The sequence below is a fragment of the Hydrogenovibrio kuenenii DSM 12350 genome, from assembly GCF_000526715.1.
Taxonomy (GTDB): Bacteria; Pseudomonadota; Gammaproteobacteria; order Thiomicrospirales; family Thiomicrospiraceae; genus Hydrogenovibrio; species Hydrogenovibrio kuenenii.
This window is the reverse complement of record NZ_JAGP01000001.1, coordinates 1,516,444-1,533,656: the sequence shown is the minus strand read 5'-3', so window position 1 is coordinate 1,533,656 and position 17,213 is coordinate 1,516,444. Positions and strand designations below refer to the sequence as shown.

Annotated in this window: 19 protein-coding genes; 16 read left to right on the top strand and 3 right to left on the bottom strand. The window is 40.0% G+C overall.

The genetic code is table 11. The features are described from left to right. The first annotated feature begins 2 nt into the window (after positions 1–2). The 8 genes from N745_RS0107330 to N745_RS0107295 all read left to right on the top strand — a co-directional run bounded on the left by N745_RS0107330 (position 3) and on the right by N745_RS0107295 (position 7,719). Entirely contained in the window at positions 3–206 is a 204-nt protein-coding gene (locus N745_RS0107330) for a hypothetical protein (protein ID WP_024851475.1), read from the top strand. 134 nt (positions 207–340) lie between these two features. Continuing rightward, the gene (gene pal, locus N745_RS0107325; protein WP_024851474.1) at positions 341–901 is read left to right on the top strand and encodes a peptidoglycan-associated lipoprotein Pal; all 561 of its coding nucleotides are present in this window, start codon (positions 341–343) and stop codon (positions 899–901) included. Between the two features lie 94 nt (positions 902–995). After that, positions 996–3,653, top strand: a complete 2,658-nt coding sequence (pepN, locus tag N745_RS0107320) for an aminopeptidase N (protein ID WP_169729907.1) — start codon at positions 996–998, stop codon at positions 3,651–3,653. Positions 3,654–3,747: 94 nt separating this feature from the next. Beyond that, positions 3,748–5,196 carry a penicillin-binding protein activator gene (locus N745_RS0107315; protein WP_024851472.1) on the top strand — a complete coding sequence of 483 codons (1,449 nt, stop codon included), beginning with the start codon at positions 3,748–3,750 and terminating at the stop codon, positions 5,194–5,196. A gap of 37 nt (positions 5,197–5,233) precedes the next feature. After that, positions 5,234–6,370, top strand: coding sequence for a hypothetical protein (locus tag N745_RS0107310; RefSeq protein WP_024851471.1), 1,137 nt, complete (start codon positions 5,234–5,236; stop codon positions 6,368–6,370). Positions 6,371–6,382: 12 nt separating this feature from the next. Further along, a complete protein-coding gene (locus tag N745_RS0107305) occupies positions 6,383–6,697 on the top strand; it encodes a hypothetical protein (protein WP_024851470.1) in 315 nt (104 codons plus the stop codon). Positions 6,698–6,712: 15 nt separating this feature from the next. Then, positions 6,713–7,381 carry an LPP20 family lipoprotein gene (locus tag N745_RS0107300; RefSeq protein WP_024851469.1) on the top strand — a complete coding sequence of 223 codons (669 nt, stop codon included), beginning with the start codon at positions 6,713–6,715 and terminating at the stop codon, positions 7,379–7,381. 44 nt (positions 7,382–7,425) lie between these two features. Then, entirely contained in the window at positions 7,426–7,719 is a 294-nt protein-coding gene (locus tag N745_RS0107295; protein WP_024851468.1) for a hypothetical protein, read from the top strand. A 56-nt stretch (positions 7,720–7,775) separates the two neighbouring features. On the opposite strand, the gene N745_RS0107290 is transcribed toward N745_RS0107295, so the two are convergent. The 3 genes from N745_RS0107290 to queE all read right to left on the bottom strand — a co-directional run bounded on the left by N745_RS0107290 (position 7,776) and on the right by queE (position 9,910). Then, positions 7,776–8,507, bottom strand: coding sequence for a hypothetical protein (locus tag N745_RS0107290; protein ID WP_024851467.1), 732 nt, complete (start codon positions 8,505–8,507; stop codon positions 7,776–7,778). Positions 8,508–8,509: 2 nt separating this feature from the next. Beyond that, positions 8,510–9,166, bottom strand: coding sequence for a DUF6475 domain-containing protein (locus tag N745_RS0107285; RefSeq protein ID WP_024851466.1), 657 nt, complete (start codon positions 9,164–9,166; stop codon positions 8,510–8,512). 99 nt (positions 9,167–9,265) lie between these two features. Beyond that, on the bottom strand, positions 9,266–9,910 hold the full coding sequence (queE, locus tag N745_RS0107280; RefSeq protein WP_024851465.1) for a 7-carboxy-7-deazaguanine synthase: 645 nt from the start codon (positions 9,908–9,910) through the stop codon (positions 9,266–9,268). A gap of 124 nt (positions 9,911–10,034) precedes the next feature. Between queE and leuC the strand changes: the two genes are divergently transcribed. From leuC to N745_RS0107240, 8 genes are all read left to right on the top strand, one after another. After that, positions 10,035–11,456, top strand: a complete 1,422-nt coding sequence (gene leuC, locus N745_RS0107275) for a 3-isopropylmalate dehydratase large subunit (RefSeq protein WP_038071183.1) — start codon at positions 10,035–10,037, stop codon at positions 11,454–11,456. Position 11,457: 1 nt separating this feature from the next. Beyond that, positions 11,458–12,096: a 3-isopropylmalate dehydratase small subunit gene (gene leuD, locus N745_RS0107270; protein ID WP_024851463.1), complete on the top strand. Its 639-nt coding sequence runs from the start codon at positions 11,458–11,460 to the stop codon at positions 12,094–12,096. A gap of 37 nt (positions 12,097–12,133) precedes the next feature. Continuing rightward, positions 12,134–13,207, top strand: a complete 1,074-nt coding sequence (gene leuB / locus N745_RS0107265) for a 3-isopropylmalate dehydrogenase (RefSeq protein WP_024851462.1) — start codon at positions 12,134–12,136, stop codon at positions 13,205–13,207. 83 nt (positions 13,208–13,290) lie between these two features. Further along, on the top strand, positions 13,291–14,241 hold the full coding sequence (locus tag N745_RS0107260; RefSeq protein WP_024851461.1) for a M23 family metallopeptidase: 951 nt from the start codon (positions 13,291–13,293) through the stop codon (positions 14,239–14,241). Further along, complete coding sequence (locus tag N745_RS0107255) at positions 14,163–14,696, top strand: bactofilin family protein (RefSeq protein ID WP_024851460.1); 534 nt, start codon at positions 14,163–14,165, stop codon at positions 14,694–14,696. Before N745_RS0107260 ends, N745_RS0107255 begins: the two co-directional genes overlap by 79 nt. 46 nt (positions 14,697–14,742) lie before the next feature. Next, positions 14,743–15,765 (top strand): aspartate-semialdehyde dehydrogenase, encoded by a 1,023-nt coding sequence (locus tag N745_RS0107250; RefSeq protein ID WP_024851459.1) that lies wholly within the window; start codon positions 14,743–14,745, stop codon positions 15,763–15,765. 6 nt (positions 15,766–15,771) lie between these two features. Further along, positions 15,772–16,557, top strand: coding sequence for a tRNA pseudouridine(38-40) synthase TruA (truA, locus tag N745_RS0107245; protein WP_024851458.1), 786 nt, complete (start codon positions 15,772–15,774; stop codon positions 16,555–16,557). 5 nt (positions 16,558–16,562) lie between these two features. Continuing rightward, positions 16,563–17,213: a phosphoribosylanthranilate isomerase gene (locus N745_RS0107240; RefSeq protein WP_024851457.1), complete on the top strand. Its 651-nt coding sequence runs from the start codon at positions 16,563–16,565 to the stop codon at positions 17,211–17,213.

The window sequence follows — 17,213 nt, the reverse complement described above, 5'->3', positions numbered from 1 at the left end:
TTATGTTACGTTCTATTCTAAAAGTGAGTTTGGCTTCTTTGTTTTTAACCGCGTCTTTGGTTGGTTGTTCAAATGCACAAACCAAACCAGCATCAGCTGATTCACAGCAAAAACATGTGATTTATGGCCCATCTTCCGGTGATGTATCCAATGCTGATATTTCTGGAAGTAATCCTAGTTACGAGAACTACGGAAGCAAAAAATAAAGAATTTTCCTTTTGTTTAGCAAGAAAGTCTTAAATTTGTAAGTAATTTCTTGTTAAACCCATTGTTTTTTGGGTAAGATAGCTAATACCTATAGTATTAGCGCGTTTTATTCAAATTCTAGAGAGGAAGATCAATGTCTGTATCATCACTTAAACAATTGTTTTTGGTAGCATTTTTAGGCTTAACTTTGGTAGGGTGTTCTTCTACACCTTCTAAAGATGAGTCAGCGGCTCAATCAAATGCAACAACAGCGTCTGGCGATGGTGCAGCCGCATCTGGTCAAGATCAAGCAACTGGTGGGGCAGCTCAAGAAGCATCTGCTGAGCCTACTGTTGACGGTAAAACTGCTTCTCAGCTATTAGCAGCTTTGCAAGGTCAAATGGTTCACTTTGATTTCGATCGTTCAGAAATCAAGCCTGAGTTCTATGACATTATTAAAATGAATGCTGATTATATGTCTTTAGATACTAACGCTAAGGTTACTATTAAAGGATATTGTGATGAACGTGGTACGCCGGAATATAACTTAGCGCTTGGTGAAAGACGTGCTGATGCTGTTAAGAATGCATTAATTGCACAGGGTGTTAGTCCTAGCCGTATTAATGTGATTAGTTATGGTGAAGAAAACCCTATTGATCCAGGTCATACTGAAGCAGCATGGTCAAAAAATCGTAGAGCTGTTTTTTCATATTAATTGAATATAAGCTTAAGCTTGATAAAAGCCTTTCTACTGCGTGGCAGTAGAGAGGCTTTTTTTTTGTAAGATTTAAAATGAGTAATTTATTGTCATGATGCCAAGCGAACAACCCAAAGAAATATTTTTAAAAGACTATTTGCCTTTAGATTTTAAGATCGACTCAGTTGATTTGACGTTTGAACTTAATGCGTCGGAAACGCTGGTTACGAATAGAATGAAATTTGTTCGTCAGTCTGAGAGCACACTTCTGAAACTTGATGGTGAACACCTAGAGTTGCTTTCTGTAGAGAAGGATGGAAAAGAACTTAAGCCTAGTGATTATCAGTTGTCTGCTCATGCGTTGGTGTTGAATTGTCCTGAAGAAAGTTTTGAGTTGGTTGTTCGGACAAAAGTTGACCCTGAATCTAATACACGTTTAGAAGGTTTATATCGTTCAAGTGGTAATTATTGCACGCAATGTGAGGCTGAGGGCTTTAGAAACATTACCTATTATTTAGACCGTCCAGATTGTTTGAGTTATTTCACAACGAAGATCATTGCTTATCCACATGAGAATAAGGTTTTACTGTCTAATGGCAATTTAGTTGAATTTGGGGATCTAGAAGATGGTAGACATTTCGCTACTTGGGAGGATCCTCATAAAAAGCCTTGTTATTTGTTTGCGTTGGTGGCGGGTAATTTAGAAGTTGTCGAAGACCATTTTGAAACAAAAGATGGGCGTAGAGTTGATTTGCGGCTTTATGTACAAGCTAAAAATTTGGATAAATGTGACCATGCAATGGCATCACTGAAAAAATCGATGAAATGGGATGAAGACCGCTTTGGTCTAATTTATGACTTGGATGTTTATATGATTGTCGCGGTTGACGACTTTAATATGGGCGCAATGGAAAATAAAGGCCTGAATGTTTTTAACTCCAAGTTTGTGCTGGCAAAACCAGAAACGGCAACAGATGTTGATTTTGAAGGAATTGAGTCAGTTATAGCGCATGAGTATTTTCATAACTGGACAGGAAATCGAGTAACTTGTCGTGATTGGTTTCAGTTAACTTTAAAAGAAGGTTTAACGGTTTTTCGAGATCAAGAATTTACCGCTGACATGTTGTCTCCAGCCGTAAAGCGAATTGAAGATGTTAAACGGTTACGTAGCGTTCAGTTTCCAGAAGATGCTGGGCCCATGTCACACCCCATTCAGCCACAGTCTTATATAGAAATGAATAACTTTTACACTATGACTGTCTATGAAAAAGGCGCTGAAGTCGTTCGTCTTTATCAGACTCTCCTTGGCAAAGATGGCTTTAGAAAAGGGATGGTCTTGTACTTTAATCGTTTTGATGGTCAAGCAGTAACGGTAGAGGATTTCCGTAATGCGATGGCCGATGCGAATCAACGTGATTTATCTCAGATGCACCAATGGTATATTCAATCAGGCACGCCAAAAGTAACCATTTCAAAACATTATGATAGTGAAAGTAAAACACTTTCACTTACCTTTGATCAAACGGTTAATGGGAAGCACCACCACCCTTTGTTAATACCAGTTGTGTTCAATGTATTGTCAGCAGATTCGAGTCAACAAGGGAAAGAGTTGCTTTTTTCTGTTGATGAGGCCGATAAAGTGCGTTGTTATCCAGCTGATGCTGGATGGTTGTTTGAGTTTTCTGAGCTTAGCGAAACCTTGGTATTGCACAATATAGAGCAAGATGGGTATTTGTCTTTGTTTAGAGGCTTTTCGGCACCAGTCCTAGTGGATTATGAATGCACAAAAGATGAGTTGGTAGCCTTAGCTTGTTATGACTCAGACAGTTTTGTTCGTTGGGAGTCTATTCAAACATTAGCATTGGAGAATCTGGTAGATAATGTTGAAGTTGCGGGTAATGGACTACCGATGCATTTGTCGGATGCTTATGTAAAAGCACTCGAAGCCAATTTATTGGATGAATCGCTTGATTTGGCATTGAAATCACTTGCCATTACGTTGCCTGACGAAAGTTATTTGCTCGAAACTTTATCTAATAAAGGGTTGTTGATCGATACAGATAGTGTTGTTGCTGTTTATGATTATATGAAAAAATCAATAGCAGAATCTTTTGAAAGTGTACTTCGAGCACTATATGAAAAGATGGGGCAGCCTGAAGTTTATCATTATGGTAAGGAAGCCATTGCGAGCAGAATGTTAAAAAATCGTTGCTTGAATTATTTGGCGAAATTGCACGAGCAAGAAGAGCTTGTATATCGTCAATTTAGTCTTCAATCAAATATGACGGATGTGTTTGCTGCATTAGATGCGATGAAGCCTTATAACACAAATCAGAAAGAAGCCAGCCTGGCAGATTTTTATAATCAATGGCAAACAGATGATTTGGTGTTGGATAAGTGGTTTATGCTTCAGGCGTCTGATCAATCGGATAAAGCAGTAGAGCAGGTTAAGCGTTTAGTAGAACACCCTGATTTTCATTATACTAACCCTAACCGAGTCAGAAGCGTATTAGGGGTTTTTGGACGTTTGAATATGAGAGGGTTTCATCATGTTTCAGGTGAAGGTTATGAATTTTTGGCATCAGAAGTGCTGAAGCTGGATAAGATCAATCCACAAGTTGCAGCTAGAATTGTGGCGCCCTTTACGCAATGGAAGTTATACGATATGAAACGCCAGACAATGATGAAAGCTCAGCTAGAAAGGTTAATGAACAGTTCTCAGTTGTCAAAAGACGTTTTTGAGATTGTTTCTAAGTCATTAAACAAATAACGAGTGAAGAGTATTGGTGTTATTTGAAAATGAAAAGGCATACAGCATAAAGCCTTCTAGGCCATATAACTTAACTATAAGATGGTTGGGTTATATGGTAGCTATTTTTTTCTCAGCGGCAACTTTTGCCAACCCTCAAGTTCGTATTTATAGCGATACTGGTCATCTTGTACCAGGTATTGAATCTGAAACACCATCAACTTCCAATGCAGATTTAAAATCAATTGTTTCAAAGCAGCAGGACTCTGATGGTCATGACGAGTCGTCTCAGCCTAAACAGCCTTTAGATCGTCAAATCAAAAGCATTGATGCTGAAATTTTATTATTGAAAGCTGAGCTATCAAGAAAGAATGGTGAGCCAACTCATGTCAAAGCCTATCTTGATTCATTAAAAGCTGTTGATAAAAGTTTGCTGTCACCTGTGATGCAATTGCGTATTCAAAGATTGGAAGCTTATCTTCAACAGACATCATCTGACAAGGTAGAGGAGTCTGATAAGTTAGACTATGTTTTTAATCCTAAAGAAGTTGTTGTTTTACTTCCGTTAACTGGTGACTATGCTCAAATAGGACGCGCGATAAAGAAAGGGTTAAAGGAAGAGTTTGCGAATGTTAAATTGAAATTTTATGACACAGAAGTCTTTGATTCGATGCTTGAACTTTGGAACCTCATAAAACTTAGTCAGCCGACATTTATTATTGGACCTTTAAGACAAGGTAAGGCACAGGTTTTAAATGACTTTGATACTCGAATTCCAACTTTATTATTGAATGAAGTGAACTCCCCAAAAAGCTATGTTCGAAGTATTAGTTTGAATCGTGATAAGCATGTTCGTCCTTTAATTCAGCAGCTGGTAGAGCATCAGTTAAAAGGCATTTCTTTAATTGTGGATAACACTAAAGCTTCGCAAGACATGTTAAAAGCATTTCAGGAAAACTGGGCGCAATACAGCTTGGCTCATCCAGATGACGTTAAGGGCTTTAGAATCAGTGTTCAGAAGTTTGATAAAAGAATGGACTCTACGGTTAACCACTTGGTGAATGCTAACCGCTCAGACATTAGAAAGAATTGGTTACAAAAAAATATTAAGCACAAGCTCTATTTCAATGAACGTTCTAGGCAAGATTTGGATGTTGTTATTTCATTGGTTTCACAACGTCAAGCCATACAAGTACCGCCTTTATTGAAGTTCTTTCATCTTGGAAGTGTGCAGCATTTTTGGCTTCCGAGTGAACTACCCACAGTGAAAAATTTTAAAAAAGGTATAGGGTTTTGGCGCAGCACTTATGCACTTCTACCAAAGTATTTTGCTAATGCGGTTATTCAAACTATTAAGTCAGGAGAGGCTGATGATAACCAAGTTGGCATTTTTCATGCTTTTGGTTTGTTGGCGGCAAAAGTTGCTGAAAGTGCAAATGATTTAAGCGTTCAACAATCTTCTTCATTAGGAAGGGTTGTGTTGAATGAACGGAGAGAGCCAACTTTATTACCAGAAGAGTATTGGTTGAACAAAGGGCGCATATCTCTAATTCAGTTACCTTAAATGGGTAAGTAATTTATAAAGCTCAGAGGTTTGGCGAGTGGCACAAATAAACAATACAGTTGATCCGAATGATTTGGACAGTATTGATGCATTACTTGATGAGGCAGAGCAGGAGTCTATTGCAGAAGAGCCCGAAGTTACTCAAGTAGAAGCAGCTACACCTGAGCCTGCAGGAGGGGTGGATGATGTTCCTGAAGAATGGGCAGACACAGAAGCTTCGGAAGATTCTACAGAAGATTTATTGAGTGAGCTTGGTGAAAATGTAGAGTCGTCAGGCATAGAGGCAGAAGAAACAGCTGCTCCTGAGCCCACACCTTCACCGGCAGAAGAATCAAAGGGTGAGCCTTCTGAGCCCGATGTAGGGTTGGGTATGATGCAACAACCCGATGCCTCGCAAAAAGCGATGGAAGACAAGGCAGAGGATATTCTTGAAAAGCGTGCCCAAGCGCAAAAAGCAAATAATGCAATTAAAGGTTCTGACATGGATGCGATAAAAAAACTGATTGTTATCTTTAGTTCAGTCATCATAACTCTGGTGATTGCGGCAATTGGTATTGGTATTTGGGGGGCATTATCTTCAGGGCCTGGGTTGAGTAAAGAGACGTTGGATAAAATTGATGGTATTGAGTCCAATTCAACTCAGTCATTAATGCATACCAATACATCTGAAAAAACATTGCAAACCTTGGATAAAAAACTTGATGCATTGAGCTTCCAGTTGGAGCAGTTGAATAGTGATATTGCAAAAATTGAAACCAATGGAGCTAAAAAGATTGTCGCAGAGCAGAGTAGTGATAAAACTCAGCCCCCAGTTGTTAAACCAAGTGATAAAGCAAAGACTATATCTGAAGCCGCGCCAGAGTTAACAGCTAAGTTGAATCGTATTGGAACTCAAATGACAAGCGCACAAAGACGAATTTATGAAGTGAACAAGCGGGTTAAGCGTTTACAGTCAGTATATTATCAGCTGTTGAAAAGTATTAAAAATGTAGAAAAACAGTTGATTGAAGAGAAAGTAGAAAAACCATCTGTTAAAACGGAAAAAGGTAGTGCGTCTAGTAATTTGACTGTTCCTGGGCATGTGACACAAGGGCATTCTAACTCTAAAGAGGCACAACCGGGTACACCTCATGAAGTACCTTATGGTTCTATGGGAGGTGCTTATTCCTACTGATGAGGGCAGGTTATGAAATGGTTCATAGGTGTGTTCGGAAGTTTGGCGCTGATTTTTGAATCAGGGTGTAGCTTGGCGCCTACGACTTATCGGGTGCCAGATTATTATGAGACTAAAACTGTCCCCTATCATTACAAGGTGGGAGAGGTTTATAAAATTAAGGACTTAAGAAGAAGTTATCTCTTGCCGAAAGAGAAGTTATATCGAGAGTCAAAAGCAAATGAGACAAAACATAAGCAGGATGCGTTGCAACGCCAAGCAAGATTAAAAGCTAATAATGGTTGGGTGACGCATAGAAAGTATAAAAAACAATATCTTTTTGAATAGAACGGAGAAATGATCATGAAAAAACAGATGTTATTTGTTGTAGGATTGATTGGTGCACTTTTGTTATCAGGGTGTTCTAGTCAACCTACGATACAAGATACCTCACAGCCAGCTATGGCACAAATAGCTACACAAGCAACAGCGGCGCAAGCTGCGCAGACTGCTGCTCCACAACAAGCGCAGGTTGCTCCGCAACAAGTACAGGCTGCTGCTCCACAGGCACAGAAAACTACTGAGAGAGTAAGAACTAGATCTGCTGAGCCTGAACTCATCAAGATTACAGGAACAGGATTTGGTTCTATGAGTTCTTATGAGGGTTATACAATCGGTCAAAAACGTTTAATGGCAATTAGAGCTTCGAAGCTAGATGCATATCGTTCGCTTGCAGAGCAATTAAATGGGGTAAAAATTGACAGTAATACACAGCTTTCTACCTTAACCGCAAGAAGTGATAACTTCCGCGCAAGAGTGAATTCGATTGTAAAAGGTGCAAGAGTTGTTAGCGTAACGCCAATGCCTGATAATAACTATGAAACGGTTTTGGAAGTTTATGTTGATAAAGCATTCTTCAACAACCATTTTGTTTATACAGCCTGCCCTGGTGGGAACTGTAACATTAATCCAGTTGAGGCAAGCGACCTTTGCGGCAATGGTTATAAGTGTCAATCTGTTGACGGAAAATAAGAGCTGGTATGCGAATTGGCGCTAAGAAACCAGGAGAGACTTGCATGAAAAGATTAACCATATCTGTATTGTTGTTGATAGGATTCCTTGCCTTTCAAGGAGTTGCCGAAGCGGCCAGTATTAGTACAAGGGTTCGTATTCTGGAAAGTAAAACTTATAAGTTGGGTAAAGAAGTTCGTCAACAACAAAAAGAAAATGCGGCTCAGTCAGCGAAGTTAGATCGTGGTTTGCATGAAATTCATACGCTCAAGAGAAAAGTTGAAAAATTCATGCAGGATAGTGCTAGTAAGCACAAGAGTCAGCAAATAGATCCGAGTAATCGCTACTCTTTTCCCTAAGGGTCTATTAGGTAACAAACTGTTTTATTCAAAAAGATCCCGGCTTAAAGTTTACTTTAAGTCGGTTTTTTTATGTCTGAATTTTGAGATCTTGATATTTGAGTAGTAGAGTGTGTTTGGTGAGGAGATTGTGCTTTTTTCTCTAGCCAATTTGAAGTCGCGTGGTTATTGTTTTTTTCAATAGCTGAACGTTTTCCTTGTCCTGCTGCATTAAGACTACCTTGCCCGTTTTTTTCTTTTGAATTACTTATCCAAAATCGCCAATAAGAAATTAAATCGGTATTCCAAAACCTGTCAGGATTTGCTGAAATATAATGCAAAAATTTGTCATAAGTTGCAGAGGCTATTTCAGGAGCGAGGCCTTCTGAGATAGCGTAATCAATCAGTTCTTGCGTGTTTTGTTGAATAAGTTGCGTTAGCTTTTTATTAAGTAAGCTGTCGCTTGATTGAAATCTTTGTAAGTGTTTTTTAAGGTTGGTGTCTGTTACAACTGTATTTGGAAGGTTAGAGGGTGATTGCAGTTCAATATCAAATTGCACCTTTAATTGCGACTGATTGAGTGCAAAAACACAGTTGCCGTCAGTGGTTCTTTGGACTTGAATCAATTTTTGTGATTCTAATCCTGCTAAACATTGATACAGGACTTCATCTGTCCAAAAACTAAAGATGTTAATAAGGCTTTCTGTTTTTGTCGGTGTGTGATCGTAATCATGCACAAGCCATCCCAGAAAAATAGCTTCATGTAAGCCTAGTCTGCTTGCTACCTGTGTACTAAATCGTATATCCATTATTAAGCAGGCCTTTCATGTTTGTTGGTTAAGGCTTCGGCAGCTTTGGCTGCTGCACGGCTAATGGTGATAAGGTTTTCAGGAGCTTGTAGTTGGCTTAGTACTTCTTTAGCTCGTTCTGGATCGCCAATCAAAACTGGAGGTTGCTTTTTTGCCCCTTTGATTTTTGCGTTTTGTGCATTGATGATGCCGGTTAATTCAACAGGCGGTTGTAATTGCTGTGGCGTCGCATAGAGTGCACGATAAGCATTTTTGAATTCGTTTGCTTTGAAAACCAATGACTTTTCATCGGGGATGTCGCATAGAGAAATCCACCCACCCATCTTATGAATGATTTGGTGGATTAAAGGGTCATGAAAAACAACATCTTGGTAGCCGCCAACTCTGCGAATGGCAGTTTCAACTTCACTCCAAGCACGCAAAGCGTTGTCTTGAGTGCTACCTTTACAGTTTTTGATAACATCGGAAACTTTTGGCCACCATTTACCATCTTCAGGGTGTTGAAGGTGAGCATTAAAAGCCGCCTGAACTTCTTCAATGGAATAATCTTTTAAACCGTTCCAGTACATGTCTAGAGTTAAATCGGTCAATTCTTTTTCGTAATATGCAAAAACCCAGCTAAGGATTTGAGAGAATTTTTCCATGTCTTGAACTTGCATAATGACCTAACCTAAACTGGGATGAAATATGAGTGTTTTTTGAGAATATAATGCGTTATTTTAGCAAAAAAGTTTGATGAAATTCGAATGCTTGCCCAGCTAGTCAATATTAAGTATTTTGTGAGTCTGCAAGCTTAGTTTCCATTTAGGGTGTTTTAGGCAATATTCGACAGCTACCTGAATGTTGTGTTGAGTGATGGCGGGGTTTGAGTCCGCCATTGGCTGCAAGTAAAAATGTTCAAATTCTAGGTGTTCAACGTCTTCTGGTTGCCTTTCTTTTTGAGGAAATACCAGTTTCAGTTCATTACCGCTGTCTTGAATAATAGGAGCATTTGCTTTTGGGCTGACGCATACCCAATCTAAACCTTGTGGTGCTTTTAGGGTGCCATTGGTTTCGACGGCAATTTCTACTTTGTTTTTATGGAAAATGTCGATAAGTTGTTGGTCTACTTGTAATAAAGGTTCGCCACCTGTTAATACAAAAAAAGGGTGTGTATTTGTGTTTTTTGGCCATAGTGCGAGTAGGTGATTAAGTAGTGCTTTAGCATCTTCAAAACGACCGCCATTTTGCCCGTCTTCACCGATAAAATCTGTATCGCAAAACTGACATACTGCGGTAGCTCTATCAGCCTCTTTTCCTGTCCAAAGGTTGCAATGACTGAAACGGCAGAAAATAGCGGGTCTTCCCGTGTGAAATCCTTCACCTTGTAAAGAGTAAAACGCCTCTTTAATTCTATAGCTCATAATGATCGAATCTCTTGTCTTATGTCTCGTGATTTTTGTTCTTAGACTGGGTGTAAAGTGCTATAATTTGCCACTATTTTTAACATTTTCGTAGGGCGAGATTATAACAATGTCTGGTGAAGCAATGGGCAAGACTTTATACGATAAATTATGGGACAGTCATGTTGTACGTCAGGAACAAGATGGTACGGCGTTAATTTATATCGATCGACAGTTGCTACACGAAGTAACGTCGCCGCAGGCTTTTGAAGGGCTTAGGATGGCAGGACGTAAGCCTTGGCGGATTGAGGCGAACATTGCCACGCCAGATCATAATGTGCCTACCACTGACTATAGTTCTGTTGAGGATATTAAAGATCCAATTTCGCGTATTCAAGTTCAGACATTGGGGGCTAATACTAAATACTTCGGTATTACTGAATTTGGTATTGGGGATATGCGTCAGGGAATTGTTCATGTTGTTGGGCCGGAAGAAGGCGTTACATTACCAGGAATGACTTTGGTTTGTGGTGACTCACATACGGCAACGCATGGTGCTTTGGGTGCTTTAGCTCACGGTGTTGGGACTTCTGAAGTTGAACATGTTTTAGCGACTCAGTGCTTGTTGCAAAAGAAAATGAAAAACATGTTGATCAAAGTTAATGGTCAGCTTCGTCCAGGTGTGACGCCGAAAGACGTGATTTTAGCGATTATCGGAAAAATTGGTACTGCTGGTGGAAATGGGCATGCTATCGAATTTGGTGGTCAGGTATTTGAAGACATGTCTGTTGAAGGAAGAATGACAGTTTGTAATATGGCGATTGAGGCAGGTGCTCGTGTAGGAATGGTCGCTGTTGATGAGAAAACCATAGAGTATGTCAAAGGTCGTCCTTATTCGCCAAAGGGTGAAGATTGGGATAAGGCTGTTCAAGCCTGGTCTAGTCTACATTCAGATGACGATGCTGTGTTTGATACGGTTGTCGAAATGGAAGGTTCCGATATTGAACCTCAAGTGTCTTGGGGGACTTCTCCTGAAATGGTAACGGATATAAATGGAAAGGTTCCTGATCCGGACATGGAAGGTGATGAAGTTAAGGCTGGTGGTATTCGTCGTGCATTAGACTATATGGGGTTGGATGCAGGGATGAGTATTACTGATATTCCTGTTGATTATGTTTTTATCGGTTCTTGTACTAACTCTCGTATTGAAGATATTCGTGCTGCTGCTCAGGTGTTAAAAGGTCGAAAAGTTGCATCTAATGTTGAACAGGCGTTGATTGTTCCTGGATCAGGCTTGGTGAAAAAACAGGCAGAAGAAGAAGGGCTAGATAAAATTTTTATTGAAGCTGGTTTTGAGTGGCGCAACCCTGGATGTTCCATGTGTTTGGCGATGAATGCTGATAGACTACCTTCTGGCAAGCATTGTGCATCAACCTCAAACCGTAATTTTGAAGGTCGACAAGGTGCTGGTGGGCGTACGCACCTAGTTAGTCCAGAGATGGCAGCGGCAGCGGCAGTGGCTGGGCATTTTGTTGATGTAAGAACTCTATTGGAAGCAGGAGCATAATATGGATAAATTTAGTCAGTTAAAAGCCATAGTTGCACCAATGGATCGTGCTAATGTCGATACGGATGCAATTATTCCAAAGCAGTTTTTAAAATCGATTAAGCGTACAGGTTTCGGTCCAAACTTGTTTGATGAATGGCGCTATGAAGATGTTGGCGAGCCAGGAGTCGATAACTCGAACCGTCCATTAAGAAAAGATTTTGTACTGAATCAGCCTAGATACCAAGGTGCTAAAATTTTGCTAGCAAGAGAAAATTTTGGTTGTGGTTCAAGTCGTGAGCATGCACCATGGGCGTTAAAAGATTATGGTTTTGATGTTGTTATTGCGCCAAGTTTCGCGGACATATTTTTTAATAACAGTTTTAAAAACGGTATTCTACCGATTGTCTTAGATGAGAAAGTAGTGGATGTATTGTTTAAAGAGACGGATGCAAATGAAGGGTATCAGCTGATAGTTGATTTAGTTGCGCAAAAGATTGTTCGACCAAATGGTGAAGAAATTTCTTTTGAAGTTGATGAGTTTAGACGTCATTGTTTGTTAAATGGGTTGGATGACATCGGTTTGACTCTGCAGCACCAAGCTGACATAAAAGCTTTTGAACAAAACTATAAAGAAAATAATCCTTGGTTGTTTTCGTAAAGATTAATGTTAAAACAAAGTATTTAAGAGAAAAAGAATGACAAAAGAAGTATTGATTCTGCCTGGTGACGGTATTGGCCCAGAAATTACTGCTGAAGCGGTAAAAGTATTGGAAGCACTTAAAAAGTCTGATGATTTGGATATTGCCATGACGGAAGATTTAGTTGGTGGTGCTGCTTATGATGTGCATGGCGTACCGTTGGCTGATGAAACTATGGCGAAAGCAAAAAATGCAGATGCTGTTTTATTGGGTGCTGTAGGTGGGTATAAGTGGGAATCACTTGATATATCTGTTCGCCCAGAGAAGGGGTTGCTTCGTTTGCGCTCAGAGATGGAACTGTTTGCAAATTTGCGTCCTGCATATTTGTTTGAGCAGTTAGCAGATGCTTCTACATTAAAACCGGAAGTCGTTGCTGGTTTGGATATTTTGATTGTTCGTGAGTTAACTGGTGGTATTTACTTTGGACAACCTCGCGGGATTAGAACCCTTGAGAATGGCGAAAGACAAGGGTTTAATACTTATGTTTATTCAGAATCTGAAATTAAGCGTATTGCGCATGTTGCTTTCCAAGCTGCAATGAAACGTGACAAAAAACTGACATCAGTTGATAAGGCAAACGTTTTAGAAGTAACTGAATTGTGGCGAGAAATTGTTGATGATGTGGCAAAAGAGTATCCAGAAGTAACTGTTAACCACATGTATGTTGATAATGCCGCTATGCAGTTGGTGTTAAATCCAAAGCAATTTGATGTCATGGTTACTGGTAATATGTTTGGTGATATTTTGTCAGATGAAGCTTCAATGTTGACGGGTTCAATTGGTATGCTGGCATCAGCATCATTGGATGCAAATAATAAAGGTATGTACGAACCTAGTCATGGTTCTGCACCTGATATCGCAGGGCAAAATATTGCAAATCCATTGGCAACAATTTTGTCAGCGGCTATGATGTTGCGTTATAGTTTAGGTCGCGAAGATTTGGCTGTTAAGATTGAAGCAGCAGTAAGTAAAGTATTGGATCAAGGTTTGCGTACTGGTGATATCTGGTCTGAAGGTATGAAGAAGGTGTCTACTTCCGAAATGGGAGATGCTGTTGTAGCAGCACTTTGAATACGCTGCTTTTACGCTTGCGAGAGCTCAAAAAGAGGGGCTTTAATGTTTAGAACTAAGAAGAAATTAAGGAACGTTCAAGGATGAAAGATCAGTTTACGATAACGATAAGTGATGTTCATGGTTCCCGTAATTTTTCCTTTAATCAGTTAGTCCGAAAATTTGCGCTCTTTTTTATCCTATTTATTGTGCTATTGCTGGCTGGTGGTGCAACAGTTATTTGGTGGTTAAACCAAGAGACTGTCAATATTGAGCAGAGACGTATTCACGCACAGGATAAGTATTTGTCTATGCTTGATAAGAGTAAACAAGATTATGCTTTGCTGGAGTCTGAAAAACATCGCTTACAAAATAGTTTGGATAATAAATCGAAGCAGGTTCAATTTTTAGATCAGACTTTGCAAGGGTTGGAAGACTTAATAGGTGTTAAACCAGATGAAGAGTTACCTGTTCAAGATAGAGTCAAAATTGTTCAGTTAACGACACTAGAAAAAAAGGTTATGCTTCAAGATATTCCAAATGGACGTCCTGTTGGAAAGTTTCAAGGCGTTTCCAGTTCTTATGGGTGGCGAATTCATCCTGTTACCGGGAAGCGAGAATTTCATAGAGGAATAGATTATCGAGGCAAGATTGGAGACCCTGTCATAGCAACAGCTAATGGTATGGTTGAGTATGCTGGTTTTCATAAGAAAAGCGGCTACGGTAATTTAATTATTTTAGATCATAAGGATGGTTTTAGAACTCTTTATGGTCATATGAGTAAGTTGTTGGTCAAAACAGGCGAATATGTATATAAAGGTGAGCGCATTGGCAAAATCGGTTCGACAGGTCTGTCATCCGGTCCTCACTTGCATTATGAAGTGTCGTTTGTTCAAAGAAAATTGAATCCAGCGTCTTTTGTGGACTGGAGATTGCAAAATTATGATCTTATTTTTAAACGTGTGAAGGGAGTACCATGGGGATCTTTAAGTCAGGCGGTGCAAAAACGCGTACAGGAAGTGGAAAAACAATTATCGCTACGGGATGTAAAATAAGCGGCGAAATCAAAGATCTTGATGGCCCTTTGCACATAGATGGTCGTATCGATGGAATTGTTGAAACGGAACATGATGTTTCAATTGGCGATAAAGGCATTTTAAAAGGGTTGGTTAAGGCTAAAAATGTCGTCGTGAGCGGTGTCCTTGAAGGTAAGGTGGCTTGTGAAACGATAGATGTGTTGTCAACAGGGAAGTTGTTGGGTGAGGTTATTTGCGGTGATTTAATGATTGAATCTGGCGGTAAATTTATTGGTGAAAGCCGTGAGCTTACAGAAGGTGGTTTGATTGTAAGCTTCCCAGAAGCGGAACGCATGCGCTTGGCGAATCAGTTAGCAAATCAGTTTGCTACTAGTGGTGAGAAGCTGACGGGAAACCAGAAACAAGCCGAGGCAAAAATTGAAGACAGTAAGTCTGAGCCTGACCAAGCAAACACTAAAAAAGAAGACGTTTAATAATTTCCCGCTAAACAATCAGTAGAAGCTATACAAGAGAATTTAGATGACAAAAAAATATGATATTGCCGTCGTTGGTGCAACAGGCGCAGTAGGTGAAACTATTTTAAAAGTACTGGAGGAAAGAAATTTTCCAGTAGGTAAACTCTATCCATTGGCGAGTAGTCGTTCAGCGGGGAAGAAACTTGAGTTTCGTGGTTCCTGGGTAGAAATTGAAGACTTGGCGACTTTTGATTTTTCAAAGGTTCAAATCGGATTGTTCTCTCCTGGCGCATCTATTTCCAGAGAATATGCACCTAAAGCTGCTGCGGCAGGTTGTGTGGTTGTAGATAATACATCTGAGTTTCGTTATGACGATGATATTCCTCTAGTTGTTCCTGAAGTGAACCCACAAGCAGTAGCTGGTTATAAAAATCGTGGCATTATTGCTAACCCAAATTGTTCAACTATCCAAATGTTGGTTGCTTTAAAGCCAATTTATGATGCAGTTGGTATCTCGCGTATCAATGTTTGTACTTATCAGGCCGTTTCAGGTTCAGGTAAAGAAGCTATTGAAGAGTTAGCAAAACAAACAGCAAATATTTTGAATTTAAAGCCTGTAGAAACCAATGTTTACCCAAAACAAATTGCGTTCAACTGTATCCCTCAAATTGATGTTTTCCAAGACAACGGTTACACAAAAGAAGAAATGAAAATGGTTTGGGAAACCAAGAAAATCATGGGTGATGACGCTATTCTTGTAAACCCTACTGCGGTTCGTGTCCCTGTGTTTTTTGGGCATAGTGAAGCGGTTCATATCGAGACCAAAGAAAAGATTACCGCAAAGCAGGCAAAAGAGATTTTTGGAAAAGCTGACGGTATTGTGTTGGTTGATGAACATGTGGATGGTGGTTATCCAACAGCTGTTACGGATGCAGTAGATACCAACCCTGTGTATGTTGGCCGTGTTAGGGAAGATATTTCTTGCGAAAAAGGTCTGGATCTATGGGTGGTTGCGGATAATGTTCGTAAAGGTGCTGCAACCAATACGGTACAGATTGCAGAGTTGTTGATTAAAGATTATTTATAAACTTGAATGCGAGTTGCACTAGGAATTGAATATCTTGGTACTGCCTATTGTGGTTGGCAGTATCAAGAACATTGTGATTCAGTGCAGAAAAACTTACAGTCTGCGCTCAGTTTTATTGCTGATGAAAAAATAGAAGTTCATTGTGCCGGCAGAACCGATGCAGGGGTTCACGCGATTGGACAAGTTGTTCACTTTGACACAAAATCTGCCAGGCTGGGTCGGGCATGGGTGCAGGGTACCAATACTCAGTTACCGTATGATATAAGAGTTGCTTGGGCAAAACCCGTTTCTGAAGACTTTCATGCACGTTTCTCGGCAAAAGCCCGTCAGTACCGTTATGTCATATTTAATCGTGCGGTACATTCAGCTGTATTATCTGGCAGAGTGACTTGGGAGCGCCAATGTTTGAATGAGCATGCAATGCATAATGCAGCACAAGCATTGATTGGTGAGTATGATTTTTCATCTTTTCGCGCATCTGGCTGCCAAGCTAATCATGCTATTCGAGAAGTGCAGTCTATTCAGGTGACTCGTCACGATGATTTTGTATTTGTTGATATTCAAGCTAATGCCTTTTTACACCATATGGTACGAAATATTGTAGGCACCTTGCTGGAAATAGGGCGAGGTGAAAAACCTGAAGAGTGGGTAAAAAGTTTGTTAGAAAAGCAAGATAGAACGCAGGCGGGTATTACTGCACCAGCAGAAGGTTTGTATTTTGTAAATGCGCTTTATCCTGAAGAATTTGAGTTGCCCAGAACACCGCTTGATGCAGTGTTGTGGCAAGAGTAGGCATAATGAAAGACTTTAGACGTACGCGTGTAAAAATATGTGGCATTACCAATCATGAAGATGCGTTAGTTGCTGTTGAAAATGGTGCTGATTCAATCGGTTTGGTGTTTTACCATAAAAGCCCACGTTGTGTGACTATCGAACAGGCAAGGCGCATTATGGAAGTGTTGCCAGCATTTGTTACGGCAACCGCTTTGTTTGTTGATCCTGATGCTGAAGAAGTTGAGCATGTTATCGCCGAGACAAAGATCGATTTGTTGCAATTTCATGGTGGTGAACCTGAAGGCTTTTGTAATAACTTTTCTCGTCCCTATATAAAAGCTCTTCGCATGAAGCACGATACGAACCTTCGAGAATTGGCAATCCGTTATAGTTCTGCCAAAGGGATGTTGTTGGATACCTATGTGAAAGGTGTACCTGGCGGAACAGGTGAAACCTTTAATTGGGATTGGGTTGCAAAAGATAAGCAGGACGGTCTGCCATTGCCAATTATATTGGCAGGTGGTTTACATGCAGAAAATGTTGGTCGGGCAATTGAAGCGGTTGAGCCATGGGCGGTTGATGTTAGCGGTGGTGTAGAGCTAATGCCTGGTAAGAAATCAGAAACGAAAATTAAGCAGTTTATTAAAACTGTCGATGAAAAAATCAGGAGATAA